Genomic DNA, 14,695 nt, shown 5'->3' with positions numbered 1-14,695 from the left:
CTTGTTACCATAGCTTAGTATTGCTGCTATTGGCTAATCCTTAAAGGCATAATACAATGATGGGCTATTGAGTTGTTTTGAATGCTACAGCAAAATAATAATGATGGGAGTCAGGCAGGAGAATGATGTCAGGCATTTTTCCTGTCTATACAAAATACCATTTTTGAAGATGATTATTTATAAGCAATTTACCTTTGATGCAGCACATTTTTCACCCAATGTTCCTGAAGGCCATAAGTGTAAAAAACTCCATGGCCATACTTATCAAGTGACTATTTTTTTAGAAGCTGCAGTTCTGGAATCAGATGGCTGGGTGATGGATTTTACTGAACTGAAAGCTATTGTGAAACCGTTAGTAGCCCAACTTGACCATAGTTTGCTGAATGATATCGAAGGCCTGGAAAATCCTACCACCGAAAATTTGGCCATTTGGCTTTGGCAAAAGATTTACCCTCAGCTTCAAATTTTAAAACGTATAGAATTAAAAGAAACGCCGACTTCCGGTGTGATATATGAAGGCAAATAGGACAGCGACCCATATCAATTAATTGGGGTTAATAATCATGAGCTCAAAGTAGCTAAGGTTGTCTTTTTAAGTCATGGGGTATAATACACACCATGATGATGTGTATTATACCGTAAATAAAAGTTCTTTTTCGTATTGCTTCATGATTTTTACCTGTAGTTGCAACTCATCTTTAATTTTTACCCTAAGTACCTCCTGGGCGCAGGGCTCGCCATGTACAAGGTAAACCAGTGGTTGTGATTTTTTAAATTGCTTTAGCCATGCTATCAGTTCCAATTGATCGGCATGTGCAGATAATCCTTCTATTTCTTTAACCTGTGCATTAACGGGGTAGTACTTTCCATGTATCTTTAATTCGTAGGCCTTATTAAGCAGTGCCCTGCCACGGGTTCCCTCGGCCTGAAATCCGATAAGCAGGATGGTATTGCGCGCATCCCCTAAATAATGCTTAAGATATTCCAACACCCTGCCGCCTGTAAGCATGCCGCTGGCAGCCATTACAATTTTACTTCCTCTCCGGCGGATAATTTTCTCAGTGTTTTTATAATCCTGGTTAATGGTAACGCCACTGAACATCGCAGCACATTCCTTGTCGTCAATGTTAAACCATTCGGGGTAATGTTGCAAAACTTTACCTGCCGAAGCTGCCATGGGGCTGTCCAGGTATTCCGGAATTGCCGACGGGATCTGTTTTTGCTTTTTTAAGCGATATATGAGGTGCATTACTTCCTGGGCCCGGCCCACGGCAAAACAAGGTATCAATATGTTGCCTTTGTTAAATATGGTATCATTTATAATCATGGCCATTTCAAGTGCAACGTCTGTTTTTGCATGCAGCCGGTCGCCGTAGGTTGATTCCATGACCACAAAATCGGCATCGTTTAAAGGTTCTGGCGCCGGCAATAGTTCCGACTCATTGCGGCCGATATCTCCCGAGAAAATTATGGTTTTCTGATAGCAGCTTATTTTAACAGAACAGGCACCCGGGATATGACCGCTCGGATAAAATTTAAAGCTTATATGTTCATTTAATCGTATTGCTACATGAATTGCACAAACTTTAAAATAGGGCAGCGCAGCTTCAACATCAGCCACGGTATATAGCGGCTGTGCCGGCTGATGTTTAGAATAGCCATGTTTGTTTGCTTTTTCGGCATCTTCTTCCTGTAATTTGGCGCAGTCGCGCAATATCAGCTCTGTCAGGTCCCTGGTTGGTTGGCTCATGTATATTTTTTTACGGTAGCCATTTTTTACAAGCAAAGGAATATAACCACAATGATCCAGGTGTGCATGGGTAAGTATCAATGCACCTATGTCGGCGGGGTTAACCGGGGGCTGTTCCCAATTTTTTTCCCGTAAGGCTTTAACGCCCTGGAATAGGCCACAATCTACAAGAATATTTAAGTCCGGGGTAATCAGGAGGTGCTTTGAACCCGTTACAGTTCCTGCCGCACCAAGGGATTGCAGGTAGACCGGCGATTTTTTAACATCTGACGCGGTACTGGTTTGCATGACTTTATTTGATATATCTTCCATGATCTTTTTGGGTGTGTTATTCAACTACATTTTAAGCATTTCCAGCAATTTGTAAATCAAAATGGCAGGCCATACCAATGCCTTTACTACGCCCAACATTCCGCCCCAAAATGTAACCGCATGATTTATGAAATAAACCAGGGCACCAATAAATCCCATTCCATAAATGGGCGCTCCCTGGTTATTCGCTTTTTTTAGCTGATCTTTCATATCATATTCCCTTTTATAAATGATAAATCCCGGCAAAACCTTGCGCATCGGATTTGAACATATTTTACGAAACGGCAGTCCAAATAATAGCTTATCAATTTGCCGGCTTATTTATCGGGGTTACATCCACTCGGTTGCGAAACGGTTGAATTCATTCCTAAGGTCCATGAACATCTTGTCTTCAGTAAAATAATCCTCCGCAAGCTGGTTATATGCCATAACGGTTGCTTCATCAACGTATGTTGAGGTTGTCTTTAGCTCGCGCTCCAGCGAAGTCATATTACTATGGATCCGATGCTTTAAATTATCCAGGTAATCGCGGTGGATAATTAATTGGTTTTGAAAATATTCTACTTTTTCCGAAACCTCTTTTCCTGTGTTGTCGCCAGCAATTTCCTCCAATCGTTCCTGTAAAAAGCCAAGCTCAAGCTCATAAAAGCCAAGTCCTCTTAACCAGGCGTTATGTGCAAAATTCAAATGTTTTATGCTGATATTTTTCATACACCAAGATTAGGAACCAATGTTTGGATAAAAAATGACATCAGGCACTTTGATGTGTGATATTGAGCGTTAATTAATTGCCGCGTTTACAAACTATCTGGTCTTTGACGTATGTGCATTTATTATGCTTACTTTTTAAATAAATAATTTATATTAGCCTTGAACATTAAACATTGTCACAATTTTTTATGCCTGAATTAGTTGAAGTTCTTGAGTTTTTAGATAATTCAGGAAGTGTAATGGTAAAACGGATTCCGGATAACGGACCGACAGAAATCAAATGGGGCGCGCAACTAACGGTACGCGAAACACAGGAAGCAATATTTTTCAGAGATGGCCAGGTAGTAGACGTTTTTGCGGCGGGACGTTACATGCTGGAAACGCGTAATTTTCCGGTAATCACAAAATGGGTTACAAGTTTTGCTTATGGCCCTAATTCACCGTTCCGCGCCGAGGTTTATTTTACCAATAAAAAACTATTTACCAATCTGAAGTGGGGCACGCAGGAGCCAATATTGTTTGCTGACCGCGACCTGAAAATGGTACGCTTACGTGCGTTTGGTAATTACACCATCCAAATATCAGACTCCCGGGTGTTTGTAAACCAAATAGTAGGTACAATGGGCATGTACCAGGATGCTGATATTGCCGATTACTTAAAAAATATTATTGTATCTAAACTAACCGCAATACTTGGAAAACAAGCGCAATCGGTGATGGATTTGCCCTCGGCTTATGATACCATTAACGAAAATGTAAAAGCAGCGTTACAGCCCGACTTTCAGGATCTCGGTTTATCACTGCACAATTTTTACGTGGGTTCAATTTCTGTGCCTGAAGAAGTTCAGGAGATGATTGATCAACGAGCGGGCATGTCGGCCCTGGGTAATATGGACGAATTTATGAAATACAAAATGGCCATGTCAATCCAGGATGCTGCAAATAACGTCAACGGAATTGCAGGACAAACCGTAGGCGGTGGGGTAGGGTTGGGCATGGGTTTTATGATGCCGCAGATGGTTCAGCAGGCTATGGCGCCTGCTATACAGCCAAATACTTCGATGCCTGAACAGAAATCACCTATCGAAAAACTTAAGGATATTAAAAGTCTTCTGGATTTGGGAATTATCACCCAGGCTGAGTTTGATCAGAAGAAAGCACAATTGTTAAGTCTTATATAACCTTATCCACTTATGACGAATAGTCAGCCTTATGAATTGTTTGCTGCAGCCAGCCAACTGGTTCAGCAACAATTACTATTTGACGCCATGAGGCAGTTCATGGCTATTACCAGGCTTTATCCAGATCATGAACTGGCGGATGATGCCTTGTATAATGCCGGGCTTTGCCATTTTCATATGAATTCCTTTAAGTCCGCCATTCTTATCTTTCGCGAGCTCATTCAGGACTATCCTGATGCCACAATTTATCAGGATGATAATACCAGGGAATTCGGCCGTACGGCCGCTAAAGCTCATTATTCTATCATCAACTGTTATCTGGGGTTGAATAAAGTTGAGGAAGCAAAAGCGGAATTGGCCATACTCAGTGATTTTGATGATGCATATGTCTTCTCTGCAATGAACGAAACTATCAGCTACAAAAAACTGGGACTGATAGCCATACAAACATTTGAACAGCTTAAATAAATGGAACCGGCTACCACACAACCCGTCAGCGGCGGCAATGCTTGCAGCAATTGCGGAGCAAACCTCGAATACGATTTTACAACAAATACCAATAAATGCCCCTATTGTGGAAGCGCTTTTAAGACGAATAAATCAACTGAGCATTCAACAACCGGGCCGGCACCTGATGCAGGCTGCATTCGTTTCAGGAATGACCTTTCAAAATTCAGGGATGCGGTAATTAAGTTTCTCAGCACCGGTGATAAAACGCCCGTCAACCTGTTATTCGAAGCGGAATTCCTCCCCGTTGAGCAGATATATGTTCCATTTTATCAGTTTAGTGGTACCTATACCGGTTATTACAACACAATTGATAATAACGGAAAAATACTTACTCAGAATACTCCGCTTAACGGCGATTTTTCAGTTTCGGTTTACGGCGGTGAAAGTAAGGCTGAGGGAGAACACCTGGCGGGTTTTGCCAGCCGTGCCGACAAAAAGCTAATCATTCCGGTTAGTGCTACCCTAACAGAGGGTATTAAATTATCTGATAGCCAACCGGAACAAAAAGCCTGGGGCAATTTGGGCGAGTTAAAAGCGGCCAGCCAGGTTTATAGTGAACTTAATCATGCGGACCCAACCCATAAACATCAGCACTATTTAAAATATGAGGCTAAATCGGCCAGTAAGTTTTATTACCCCGGCTGGCGGGCAGTATATTATTATCGGGGAAATGATTACGCTATTTACATGGACGATGTGACAGGGGAACTAAACGGCAAGAGGCCGGATGACGCCAACTTCGAACCTCCTCAACGGTCGAAGGTTTATAAAAAATACCTGCTAATCGGCTTAGGGCTTTGGTTTGGTGTTCTGGTTTTGCGCGCTGCATTGACAGCATTCGCCGGAGATTATTTTGACTTTAAGAATCATTCATTAAATAACATCATTTTTAGTGAGCCTGTAGGGCTTTATTGGTTGTTACGCGGCGCGTTTTTTCTGGGCTTGTTTCCGTTATTGATGACAAAAGTACTGTATAAAAAGACTGTTGCAGACTATTATGCCGCGCTTGCACGTGTACGGAGCAGTAATCTCGACCTTTTAGCATCGGGGAGGAAATCCATCCAATTTCGCCAAATACGTTAAAGTTCATGGATTCCCGGAAACTAAGTAAATATAGTAATTGTGGTGCCGAACTGGAAGCCGGGACTTCTACTTCTATAAAATGTGCTGAAACCGCAATGAATGAGGAATCGCATGCTTCCGCGCCATTAAGCGAGGATGAAGAAGCCTTACGGCCTATTGAAACTTCACGGGTATATCGAGCAGTCAGACAGGAAAAAAACATTAATTCTGGGGCAATCATCATATGTGTGCTTGTTTTGATAGGGCTGATAGCCACAATCCATAATTACGCCATTGAATATTGAATCCGAAATCGGCCAAAAGATAGCTTTTGTCGAACTCGCAAAAGAGCTATAAATAACTATTCAGAATTTAACATAAAATAAAAAGAATATGCAGTTAGGTACATGTAAAGGATGCGGCGCCGAATTGGATGAATATGGTGACCAGTGTGGGTATTGCGGAACCCCTTATTACAGTGAGAAAGCAGAAAAGTTTAAAATAACTATTAAAGAGGCCGAGGACCTGCTAACAGAAACCGATAAGCAATTAGATGAATTGAATAAAAAAAATCCATCTATAATTCTCCGTGAAGAAGGTGAAACAAGTGAAATGTATGCAGCACGGGTTGAAAAAGGTAGAAGGTATGGACGTATAAGAACATCACTTTCTCCAATTTTTTTCTTTTTACCTATAGTATGGTTTTTATGGGATGTTGTTGGCGCCACGGTATGCCGCATATTTTCCATTGATGTAGCGGGTAATAATAAAAAATATTTTAGCCCAATATTTGACCGCAACTGGCTTATACGCTTCGGGATAATTGTTGCTTTTTATACTATACTGTATATAGTAGACGAAAAGATATTAAGAAAAGCACAAGTTGGCAAATAGTAATTATATGCTAAATGGATAAATGTAAAAACTGTGGCGCGGAATTGGAAAATGAAACGGGCAGTGCTATAAAATGTGCTTACTGTGGCAGCGTATTTGAAACCGCGACAAATGAGGCCCCGCCAGCTGCCACGCCATTAAATGAGGATGAAGAATCCTTCCAACCTGTTGAAACTTCACGTGTGAATCAAGCAGTTCAACAGGAAAAAAACGTTAATTCTGGAGCGGTCATTATCATATGCGTCCTTGTGTTAATAGGGCTGATAGCCACAATCCATAATTACGCGGTTCAAAATAACACTAATAATACAGCCGATTCGGCTGCCATTGACAGCGCTGCCTTGGTCAATAAGTTGAAGAAAGACAGCGCGGGAGCAGTTAGTAATGAAGGAAAACAAGGTGCTTCGGCGAAATTTGCACCCACGGAATTGTCTCCAATTGTAGTGGATGCCGCAACGTTCAGAAAACTTTATCGCAATGCGCGCAAAAAGCATGATCAGTTTTCGGGCAATACATTTATCTATGATCAAAGCTCTCCACGTTATGTGAATATCAATGGCATATTCGCCTATATTAGTAAGGAGGATAGCAGTTACACACTCAGGTTTACCACTCAATACACCTCAAAGGATTGGTTATTCATAAAAAATATGACCTTTAATGCTGGTGGCGAAAATTTTGATTACGCACCTGATTTTAAAAGAGATAGCGGCGATGGAGCGATATGGGAATGGAGCGATGAAGAAGTCCCGGAGCCGAACCTTTCCATGCTGGTAAGAATAGCTATTTCAAAAAAAGCAAAGGTTAGATACGATGGCGATAAATACTATGATGTTGTAACTGTAACCCGCACACAACAGGCAGCGCTAAAAAGGCAGCTTCAAATTTATAAAGGGCTACTTTTAGGCTACGATAGGCCTTCCAAAAAATAAAACATAGCCATCGGCGTCTGTCACTTCAAACCCGCGCAACCCGTCGCCATTGTTGTGTATGGGTTTTCGGAACGTTATATCGGCCCGGCTGAATTCTTCAAATAAGGCATCAGGATCTTCGGTAGAAATATATGCGTCCCAGGCGGCCCATTCGTGCCGGGTAGGGTTAGGCATGGGTTTTATGTCGGGTGTAATGGCCTTTAGCATTAAGGAAACGGGTCCGCGGCCAACCATAGCAAAAAACGGATCACCCTCTGGCCCCATGTATCGCACTTCAAAGCCCAGTTTAGTTACATAGAAATCAACCGAATCAGTTACATCGGAAACAATAAAAAAAGGCGAAATGAAGTAAAGCTTTGACATCGTTTTACGTTGTTAAGTTGGAGAAAAAGCAGCCTTGTTTTTATTTCCAATATCGGTAATTCAAAAAACAGATACAAAACAAAATAGTCACCTTTATTTTATAAGGCGTCATCATTGGGAGTGTTTATAAACCTGCCGGTCCATAAAATTAATTACAACCTGCTTAAGGCCTCATTAATCAACGCTAATCCGTTTTCTGAATACGGCAATTTTAGTGCGAACTGATGCCCGTGACTGTCCATTTTTAATAATGATTTCCGAAGAATATTTATGATTTTCTCAGGATCATCCATGTATTTTTTTCTGAATTCTTCGTATTGTAATTGCAGGAATACCAGGCAAAGTGCATTCTCCATGGTTTGTACATCAGCGTCAACCTTAATTCGTTTTTTTAGGATTATTTGTTCAACCCGATCTGATGTCTCATTACCATAACCAGCATCTTTCATTAAACGGCTTGCAATGGTGGCATGGTGCAGGGCCAGGTCTTTGCGCCATTTCAGGTATGGCTCACGTCCTTCAGGATAATCTTCACGCGGAATTTCCCACCTGCCAATGTGCTGACTTCGGGATGCCAATAGCAACTCTTCACCAGCATCAGGATCTAATTTTGAAACCCATTCATATAATTTAATGGCAAAAAAGTATTCCTGCGGCTCAGTTACACCCTCCCAGGTAAAGCCACGGGGATCTTGCTTGTTATAAGCGTCAAATAGCTCAAAAGCCTTGTTTAGTTTACTCATTGGTTGAAAATAAGTTAAATATTTAAAATGCTGTCAATTTTTTTAAAAAGGAATAAATTGCAGCTCTTGCTCATCCAAGCTTAAACTGCCATGTTTAAATAGTAATGCCCCAAATCATAAATATCCAATAGATTTGCTGTTATCCAATAACCAATAATCGTATGAAATCTACAGCAAATTTATTTGAAGCCAGGGCCAATGAGTTTAAAATGCTGCATCAAAGGGCAGGTATTTTTGTAGCCCCTAATCCCTGGGACGTGGGATCGGCAATGATTTTGGAAACATTGGGATTTAAGGCGCTTGCTACAACAAGTGCCGGAGTTGCCTTTTCATTGGCTAAGCCAGACGGGCATGCTTCAGTTACCCGGGAAGAAACCCTGCAGAATGCAAAAGGCATTATTTCCGCTACCAGTTTACCCGTATCTGCCGACCTGGAAAATGGTTACGGCGACGACCCGATGGTTTGTGCTGAAACGATTAACCTTGCTGCAAATATCGGTTTAGCAGGAGGTTCTATTGAAGATGCCACCGGCAATCCGGCCGATCCCATTTACCCGTTTGCATTGGCTGTTGAACGGGTGAAGGCCGCCGTAAAGGCTGCCAGAAATCAGTCGCATCCATTCACGCTAACCGCAAGGGCCGAAAATTTGATATACGGCCGGCCCGACTTAAAGGATACTATCGCACGGCTTGTGGCTTTTGCCGATGCCGGCGCCGATGTGTTATTTGCGCCCGGCCTTAAAACGCGCCAGGAAATTGAGGCTGTAGTTAAGGCGGTAGCACCACTTCCGGTTAATGTAGTTATGGGCCTGTCGGGCAGTAGCTTTTCGTTAAATATGCTCGAAGATATTGGAGTGAAACGGGTGAGCATCGGGTCATCGCTCATTAGGGCAGCTTATGGGGCGGTTTTCCGGGCGGCAGAAGAGATACTTCAACACGGTACTTTTAGCTATGCCGACCATGCAACACCATATGGCAATTTGAATAAATTATTCGGGGAGCGTTAAAAAACAATCTTGTTAAGCAACAAAACCCGGCGGTAAGCCAGGTTTTGTTGTAAAGTATTATAAAATAAATGCGAACTGAAAATCGCTAATTTTTAGCGGCAAGCTGCTCCGTAGCTTCTACCTTTCCGGGATAAACCTTCAATGCCTCCTCCAAACAAATCATGGCGCTTTTTAAGTCGTCATTATTGAGTACATAGGCCATGCGTACTTCATTTGTGCCGGCACCCGGTGTACTGTAGAAACCTGTTGCGGGTGCCATCATTACAGTTTGATTGTTGTAACTGAAGGTTTCCAGCATCCATTGGCAAAACTTATCGGCATTGTCAATAGGCAGCTGGGCCACTACATAAAATGCGCCGCCAGGATTAGGACAGTAAACGCCATCAATATTATTTAAGGCGGTTACCAGGGTATTTCTCCTGCTGGTATACTCTTTATTTACGGCCTCAAAATATTCATCGGGCGTATCAACGGCGGCCTCGCCGGCAATTTGTTCAACCATGCCTGCACTCAAACGGGCCTGGGCAAATTTTAATGCTGCCGTACGTAATGCTGCATTTTTAGTAATCAGGCAGCCTAAACGGGCGCCGCATGCGCTGTAACGCTTGCTTACGGTATCCATAACCACCACGTTATCATCCAACCCATCTAAATGCATAGGCGAAATAAATTTACGGCCATCGTAGCAAAACTCGCGGTAGGCCTCGTCCGAAAACAGGTAAAGGTCATACTTTAAGCACAATTCCTTTAATGCCTCCAGTTCTTCCTGCGAGTATAGGTATCCCGTTGGATTGTTAGGATTGCAAATGATAATAGCTTTGGTTTTATCAGTAATGAGCTTTTCAAATTCGCTGATAGGGGGCAGGGCAAATCCGTTATCAATGTAAGATAGGATAGGTTTTACCACAATATCGCTCTGGCTTGCAAATCCATTGTAATTGGCATAAAAAGGCTCCGGGATGATTACCTCGTCGCCCGAATCTAAACAGGCCATCATGGCAATGGTAATGGCTTCCGAACCGCCGGTGGTTACAATGATATTATCCGGGGTAATATTGTAACCCAGTTTATTGTAGTATTCTGTAAGCTTTTTGCGATAGCTTAAAGTACCCTCGGATGGGGTATAAGCCCAAACTTTAAAATCAATGTTTTTAATGGCATTTAACATGCCTTCAGGCGTTTCAATATCTGGCTGCCCAATATTTAAATGGTACACTTTTTTGCCTTCCAGCTTAGCCTGATCAGCATAAGGTGTTAATTTACGAATAGGAGATGCGGGCATTCGCTGCCCTTTCTGAGATATTTTTGGCATGTGCAAAATTACTAAAAAAAAATCCGCCCCCGAAAGCAGATAAAGGCCGGATTCGTTTTAATTATTGTCAGTTGAATTTCAAAATGCAAAAAAAAACACCGCATAGCGGTGTTCAATATTTTTTTAAGTCCTCCCTTTCGGGGAGGCTTTGGGGGGCTGTTTATTTGCTTGAAGCTGGTTTGGCAATAACCTCGCCTATAATATTCAAGTACTTTTCGGGCGTAACCGCATTTGATTTAACTACAATGGTTTTGTTAAACGGGGCAGCTACTGCAGCATTGTAAGTGATTTTAATTAAACCTTTATCACCGCTTTTTACAGGCGTTTTGGTATAATCGGCAATGGTACAGCCGCAGGTTGGCCTTACTTCCGTAAGTATAAGTGGCTCTTTACCAATGTTTGTAAATTCAAAAACAGTAGTAACAGGTGTTCCCTGGGGTACTTTACCAAAGTCGTGCTTTTCTTCGTTGAATTTAAACTCGGCTTTTTGGTTATCTTGTGCCGATGCAGTGAAGGCAAAACCTAAAACAACTGCGCAGATCATTAATATCTTTTTCATATGCTATATTTGATTATTACAAATATAAAAGGTTTAACGTAATAACAAAACTATTAGCAATACTTCATGTTTTAAGTGTTACTATACCAAATACAGAATAGAATTTTATAATTTTACCGTCTAAACGAAATTTTATATGCCTGGAACTGCAATTCGTGCCACCAGTAAATTTGATACCGCAGAGCTTAGTTTTGATGATTTTAAAAAGATCGTTATTGAAGATTATCGTATTGGTTATGAGAGCAGACAAGCCAGTATTATAGGCCGTAAAGAGGTATTAACGGGCAAGGCCAAGTTTGGTATTTTTGGCGATGGCAAAGAAGTTGCACAGCTGGCCATGGCCAAAGCATTCCGCGCCGGCGATTGGCGTGCAGGCTATTACCGCGACCAAACTTTTATGTTTGCCACGGGCATGAGCAACCTCAGGGAATTTTTTGCCCAGCTTTATGCCCACCCTGATGTAGAAAAAGATCCGGCCTCGGCTGGCCGTCAAATGAACTGCCACTACGCTACCCGTTTTGTTAATGCCGATGGCAGTTGGATAAACCAGGCCGAAACGATGAATTGCTCATCGGATATATCAACCACCGGTGGCCATATGCCGCGATTGCTGGGGCTGGCTTATGCTTCAAAACTATACCGCCAAAATAAGGAACTGGAATATCTCAAACAATTTTCGGTTAATGGTAACGAGGTTGCCTTTGGCACTATAGGCAATGGCGCCACATCCGAAGGTGTTTTTTTTGAATGCTTTAACGCCGCCGGCGTGTTGCAGGTACCCATGGCAATTTCTATTTGGGATGATGCTTATGCAATATCGGTTCCAGCTAAACTACAGACTACTAAAGAAGATATTTCTGAAATATTAAAAGGTTTTCAGCGCGAGAATGGTTCAAACGGCTTCGAGATTTTTAAGGTAAAAGGCTGGGATTATATAGCCCTTTGTGAAACCTATGCCCGTGCCATTACTTTATGCCGTGAGGAGCATGTTCCGGTGCTTATCCACGTTACCGAGATGACCCAGCCACAAGGCCACTCAACCTCGGGTTCACATGAACGATATAAATCAAAAGACCGCCTGGCTTGGGAAGATGAGCACGATTGCTTGCTGAAAATGCGCCAATGGATGATTGCTTCGGCCATTTCAACCGAACAAGAACTGGATGAATTAGAAGCAGAGGCGAAAAAATATGTACGCGACTGCCAACGCGAAGCAGCAGGAGAGTTAGTAACCTTGATTAATGCCGAATTGGAAGATGCTGCCAAAATGATTGAGCAATACGCCGAAGGTGTTTCGGTAAAAGAACAATTGACAGAGATAGTGGCCGAATTGCGCAAAAGCTATGATGCAGGCCGTAAGGAAATTGTTTCGGCCGTGAGAAAAACTTTGAGGGCTACGGCAAAAGAAGCCTCGGCGGAAAGGCAATTGCTGGTAAATTGGTTAAATGCCGAAAAAGTAAAAGCCAATGGGCGGTATAACACAAAGCTGTTTTCTGATACGCCACAATCGCCTCTTTATGTGCCTGTTGTGCCTGCTGTCTATAGCGATAACGCGCGCTCTATAGATGGACGCGAAGTTTTGAATGCCTGCTTTGATGCCAATTTTGCCAGGGATAAAACCATTGTGGCATTTGGCGAAGACGTAGGCGCCATAGGAGATGTAAACCAGGGATTTGCAGGCCTGCAAAGTAAGTACGGCGATTTACGAATAACCGATACCGGTATCCGTGAAACCTCTATCATTGGCCAGGGTATGGGCTTGGCCATGCGCGGATTAAAACCAATTGCCGAGATTCAATACCTTGATTACCTGATATACGCGATCACTGTTATCTGCGACGATATTGGCAGCCTTAGTTATCGTACTTTCGGCGGGCAAAAAGCGCCGCTGATTATACGCACCCGCGGACACCGCCTGGAAGGTATCTGGCATTCGGGCTCGCCCCTGGGGATGATATTGGGATCGATGCGCGGGTTTCATATTTGCGTGCCCCGGAATATGACACAGGCGGCAGGGATGTACAACACGCTGTTGCGCGGCGATGAACCTGCATTGGTTATCGAAAGCCTAAACGGCTATCGCCTGAAAGAAAAACTTCCTGAAAATGTTGGCGAGTTTACCGTGCCGCTTGGCAAAGCCGAAATTATGAGGGAAGGTACCGATGTTACCGTAGTATCGTATGGCTCAACCTTGCGCATTGTTTTAGAAGCCGCCCAGGAGCTGGAAAAAATGGGTATCAATATTGAGGTTATCGACCCACAAACTTTATATCCGTTTGACAAGGAGAACCTTTGCGGTACATCATTAAAAAAAACAAATAAACTACTGGTTGTTGATGAGGACGTACCTGGCGCCGCATCAGCTTATATTGTTCAGCGGATAATTGAAGCCCAGAAGGGTTATTACTCGTTAGATAGCCAGCCGCGCACATTGACTGCGAAAGAGCACCGGCCGCCATATGGTTCAGACGGCGACTACTTTAGCAAACCATCCCTTGATGATATTGTTGAAGCTGTTTACGCCATTGTAAGTGAGGCAAACCCGGCTAAATTTCCGCCGATATATTAAGCAGAGTCAAGAATTAAGAGTCAGGAACCAAGAGAATGCAAAGGTGATTTATCTGTTTTTGACTCTTTTTGATTTTCTCTTGCTTAAATGTTTTAAATTTTTTGTCTTAATTCCTGATTCTTAACTCTTGATTCTCCACCACCATGGATTCTAATTCTTTTGCCACTATTGCCAGTATTATAAAAACGCGCCGCTCGGTTAAACCGGTTGTGATGAACGGGAACAAAGCTCCAAATGGGCATGTTGCCGCACTGCTTGAACTTGCTGATTGGGCGCCAACACACGGCTTTACCGAACCGTGGCGCTTCATTGTATATGAAGACCCAACTATGTTTTGCCAGATACATGCTGACGTTTACAAGCAAGGGGTAAGCGCCGAAGAATTTAATGAAACGGTGTACACCAATTTGCAACACCAGGGCGATAAAGCGTCCCACGTTATTATCGCTGTTATGGAGAGGGGTAGCCTGCTAAAAATTCCCGCTTTTGAGGAGGTGGCCGCCGTTTCCAGCGCTATTCAAAATATCCTGCTCGGCGCTACAGCCTTAAGTATGGCATCATTTTGGAGCACGGGAGGCGCCATATTAAAACCGGCTTTTAAAGACTTTTTGCAGTTGCGGGATGAGGATCAGGTAATGGGCGTACTGTATTTGGGTTACGCTGATCAAAACCCTGAAGGAAAAAGAACCATTCCACTCGAAAATAAAGTTAAATGGGTTAAATAAATTCCCCAACCTTTCTATTATCCGCCACGTATAACATGGTATTGTTGTTTCTTTTATTGAAATAA

General features: G+C 42.7%; 16 protein-coding genes. 9 read left to right on the top strand and 7 right to left on the bottom strand.

The features are described 5' to 3' along the window. Positions 1 to 169 precede the first annotated feature (169 nt). A complete protein-coding gene (queD, locus tag FSB76_RS00745) occupies positions 170 to 526 on the top strand; it encodes a 6-carboxytetrahydropterin synthase QueD (RefSeq protein ID WP_147051703.1) in 357 nt (118 codons plus the stop codon). Positions 527 to 631: 105 nt separating this feature from the next. On the opposite strand, the gene FSB76_RS00740 is transcribed toward queD, so the two are convergent. The 3 genes from FSB76_RS00740 to FSB76_RS00730 form a co-directional block, all read right to left on the bottom strand. Beyond that, positions 632 to 2,062 carry an MBL fold metallo-hydrolase RNA specificity domain-containing protein gene (locus FSB76_RS00740; RefSeq protein ID WP_225976375.1) on the bottom strand — a complete coding sequence of 477 codons (1,431 nt, stop codon included), beginning with the start codon at positions 2,060 to 2,062 and terminating at the stop codon, positions 632 to 634. A 24-nt stretch (positions 2,063 to 2,086) separates the two neighbouring features. Continuing rightward, entirely contained in the window at positions 2,087 to 2,272 is a 186-nt protein-coding gene (locus tag FSB76_RS00735) for a hypothetical protein (RefSeq protein WP_147051702.1), read from the bottom strand. Positions 2,273 to 2,392: 120 nt separating this feature from the next. Beyond that, positions 2,393 to 2,773, bottom strand: coding sequence for a hypothetical protein (locus FSB76_RS00730; protein WP_147051701.1), 381 nt, complete (start codon positions 2,771 to 2,773; stop codon positions 2,393 to 2,395). A 188-nt stretch (positions 2,774 to 2,961) separates the two neighbouring features. Between FSB76_RS00730 and FSB76_RS00725 the strand changes: the two genes are divergently transcribed. The 5 genes from FSB76_RS00725 to FSB76_RS00705 all read left to right on the top strand — a co-directional run bounded on the left by FSB76_RS00725 (position 2,962) and on the right by FSB76_RS00705 (position 7,352). Beyond that, positions 2,962 to 3,954: an SPFH domain-containing protein gene (locus tag FSB76_RS00725; protein WP_147060797.1), complete on the top strand. Its 993-nt coding sequence runs from the start codon at positions 2,962 to 2,964 to the stop codon at positions 3,952 to 3,954. A gap of 12 nt (positions 3,955 to 3,966) precedes the next feature. Then, a complete protein-coding gene (locus FSB76_RS00720) occupies positions 3,967 to 4,422 on the top strand; it encodes a tetratricopeptide repeat protein (protein WP_147051700.1) in 456 nt (151 codons plus the stop codon). Further along, complete coding sequence (locus FSB76_RS00715) at positions 4,423 to 5,547, top strand: hypothetical protein (protein WP_147051699.1); 1,125 nt, start codon at positions 4,423 to 4,425, stop codon at positions 5,545 to 5,547. Positions 5,548 to 5,919: 372 nt separating this feature from the next. Beyond that, positions 5,920 to 6,420, top strand: a complete 501-nt coding sequence (locus FSB76_RS00710; protein WP_147051698.1) for a hypothetical protein — start codon at positions 5,920 to 5,922, stop codon at positions 6,418 to 6,420. A gap of 14 nt (positions 6,421 to 6,434) precedes the next feature. Next, a complete protein-coding gene (locus FSB76_RS00705; protein ID WP_147051697.1) occupies positions 6,435 to 7,352 on the top strand; it encodes a zinc ribbon domain-containing protein in 918 nt (305 codons plus the stop codon). On the opposite strand, the gene FSB76_RS00700 is transcribed toward FSB76_RS00705, so the two are convergent. Together FSB76_RS00700 and FSB76_RS00695 are read right to left on the bottom strand one after the other, a co-directional pair. Further along, the gene (locus tag FSB76_RS00700; RefSeq protein ID WP_147051696.1) at positions 7,323 to 7,715 is read right to left on the bottom strand and encodes a VOC family protein; all 393 of its coding nucleotides are present in this window, start codon (positions 7,713 to 7,715) and stop codon (positions 7,323 to 7,325) included. The two genes, FSB76_RS00705 and FSB76_RS00700, sit on opposite strands and share 30 nt — an antisense overlap. Positions 7,716 to 7,867: 152 nt before the next feature. Beyond that, positions 7,868 to 8,458, bottom strand: coding sequence for a DUF4202 domain-containing protein (locus FSB76_RS00695; RefSeq protein ID WP_147051695.1), 591 nt, complete (start codon positions 8,456 to 8,458; stop codon positions 7,868 to 7,870). Between the two features lie 161 nt (positions 8,459 to 8,619). Here FSB76_RS00695 and FSB76_RS00690 point away from each other — a divergent pair, with 161 nt between their 5' ends. Further along, the gene (locus FSB76_RS00690) at positions 8,620 to 9,465 is read left to right on the top strand and encodes an isocitrate lyase/PEP mutase family protein (protein WP_147051694.1); all 846 of its coding nucleotides are present in this window, start codon (positions 8,620 to 8,622) and stop codon (positions 9,463 to 9,465) included. Positions 9,466 to 9,550: 85 nt separating this feature from the next. On the opposite strand, the gene FSB76_RS00685 is transcribed toward FSB76_RS00690, so the two are convergent. Both FSB76_RS00685 and FSB76_RS00680 read right to left on the bottom strand, forming a co-directional pair. Then, a complete protein-coding gene (locus FSB76_RS00685) occupies positions 9,551 to 10,777 on the bottom strand; it encodes a pyridoxal phosphate-dependent aminotransferase (protein WP_147051693.1) in 1,227 nt (408 codons plus the stop codon). A 160-nt stretch (positions 10,778 to 10,937) separates the two neighbouring features. Beyond that, complete coding sequence (locus FSB76_RS00680; RefSeq protein ID WP_090650036.1) at positions 10,938 to 11,336, bottom strand: DUF1573 domain-containing protein; 399 nt, start codon at positions 11,334 to 11,336, stop codon at positions 10,938 to 10,940. A 136-nt stretch (positions 11,337 to 11,472) separates the two neighbouring features. Between FSB76_RS00680 and FSB76_RS00675 the strand changes: the two genes are divergently transcribed. Continuing rightward, a complete protein-coding gene (locus tag FSB76_RS00675) occupies positions 11,473 to 13,905 on the top strand; it encodes an alpha-ketoacid dehydrogenase subunit alpha/beta (protein ID WP_147051692.1) in 2,433 nt (810 codons plus the stop codon). Positions 13,906 to 14,048: 143 nt separating this feature from the next. Further along, entirely contained in the window at positions 14,049 to 14,630 is a 582-nt protein-coding gene (locus FSB76_RS00670) for a nitroreductase family protein (protein WP_147051691.1), read from the top strand. Positions 14,631 to 14,695 lie beyond the last annotated feature (65 nt).

Source organism: Mucilaginibacter ginsenosidivorax, assembly GCF_007971525.1.
Lineage (GTDB): Bacteria > Bacteroidota > Bacteroidia > Sphingobacteriales > Sphingobacteriaceae > Mucilaginibacter > Mucilaginibacter ginsenosidivorax.
Note: the sequence above shows the minus strand (reverse complement) of the source record. Positions and strands in the feature narration are given on the sequence as shown.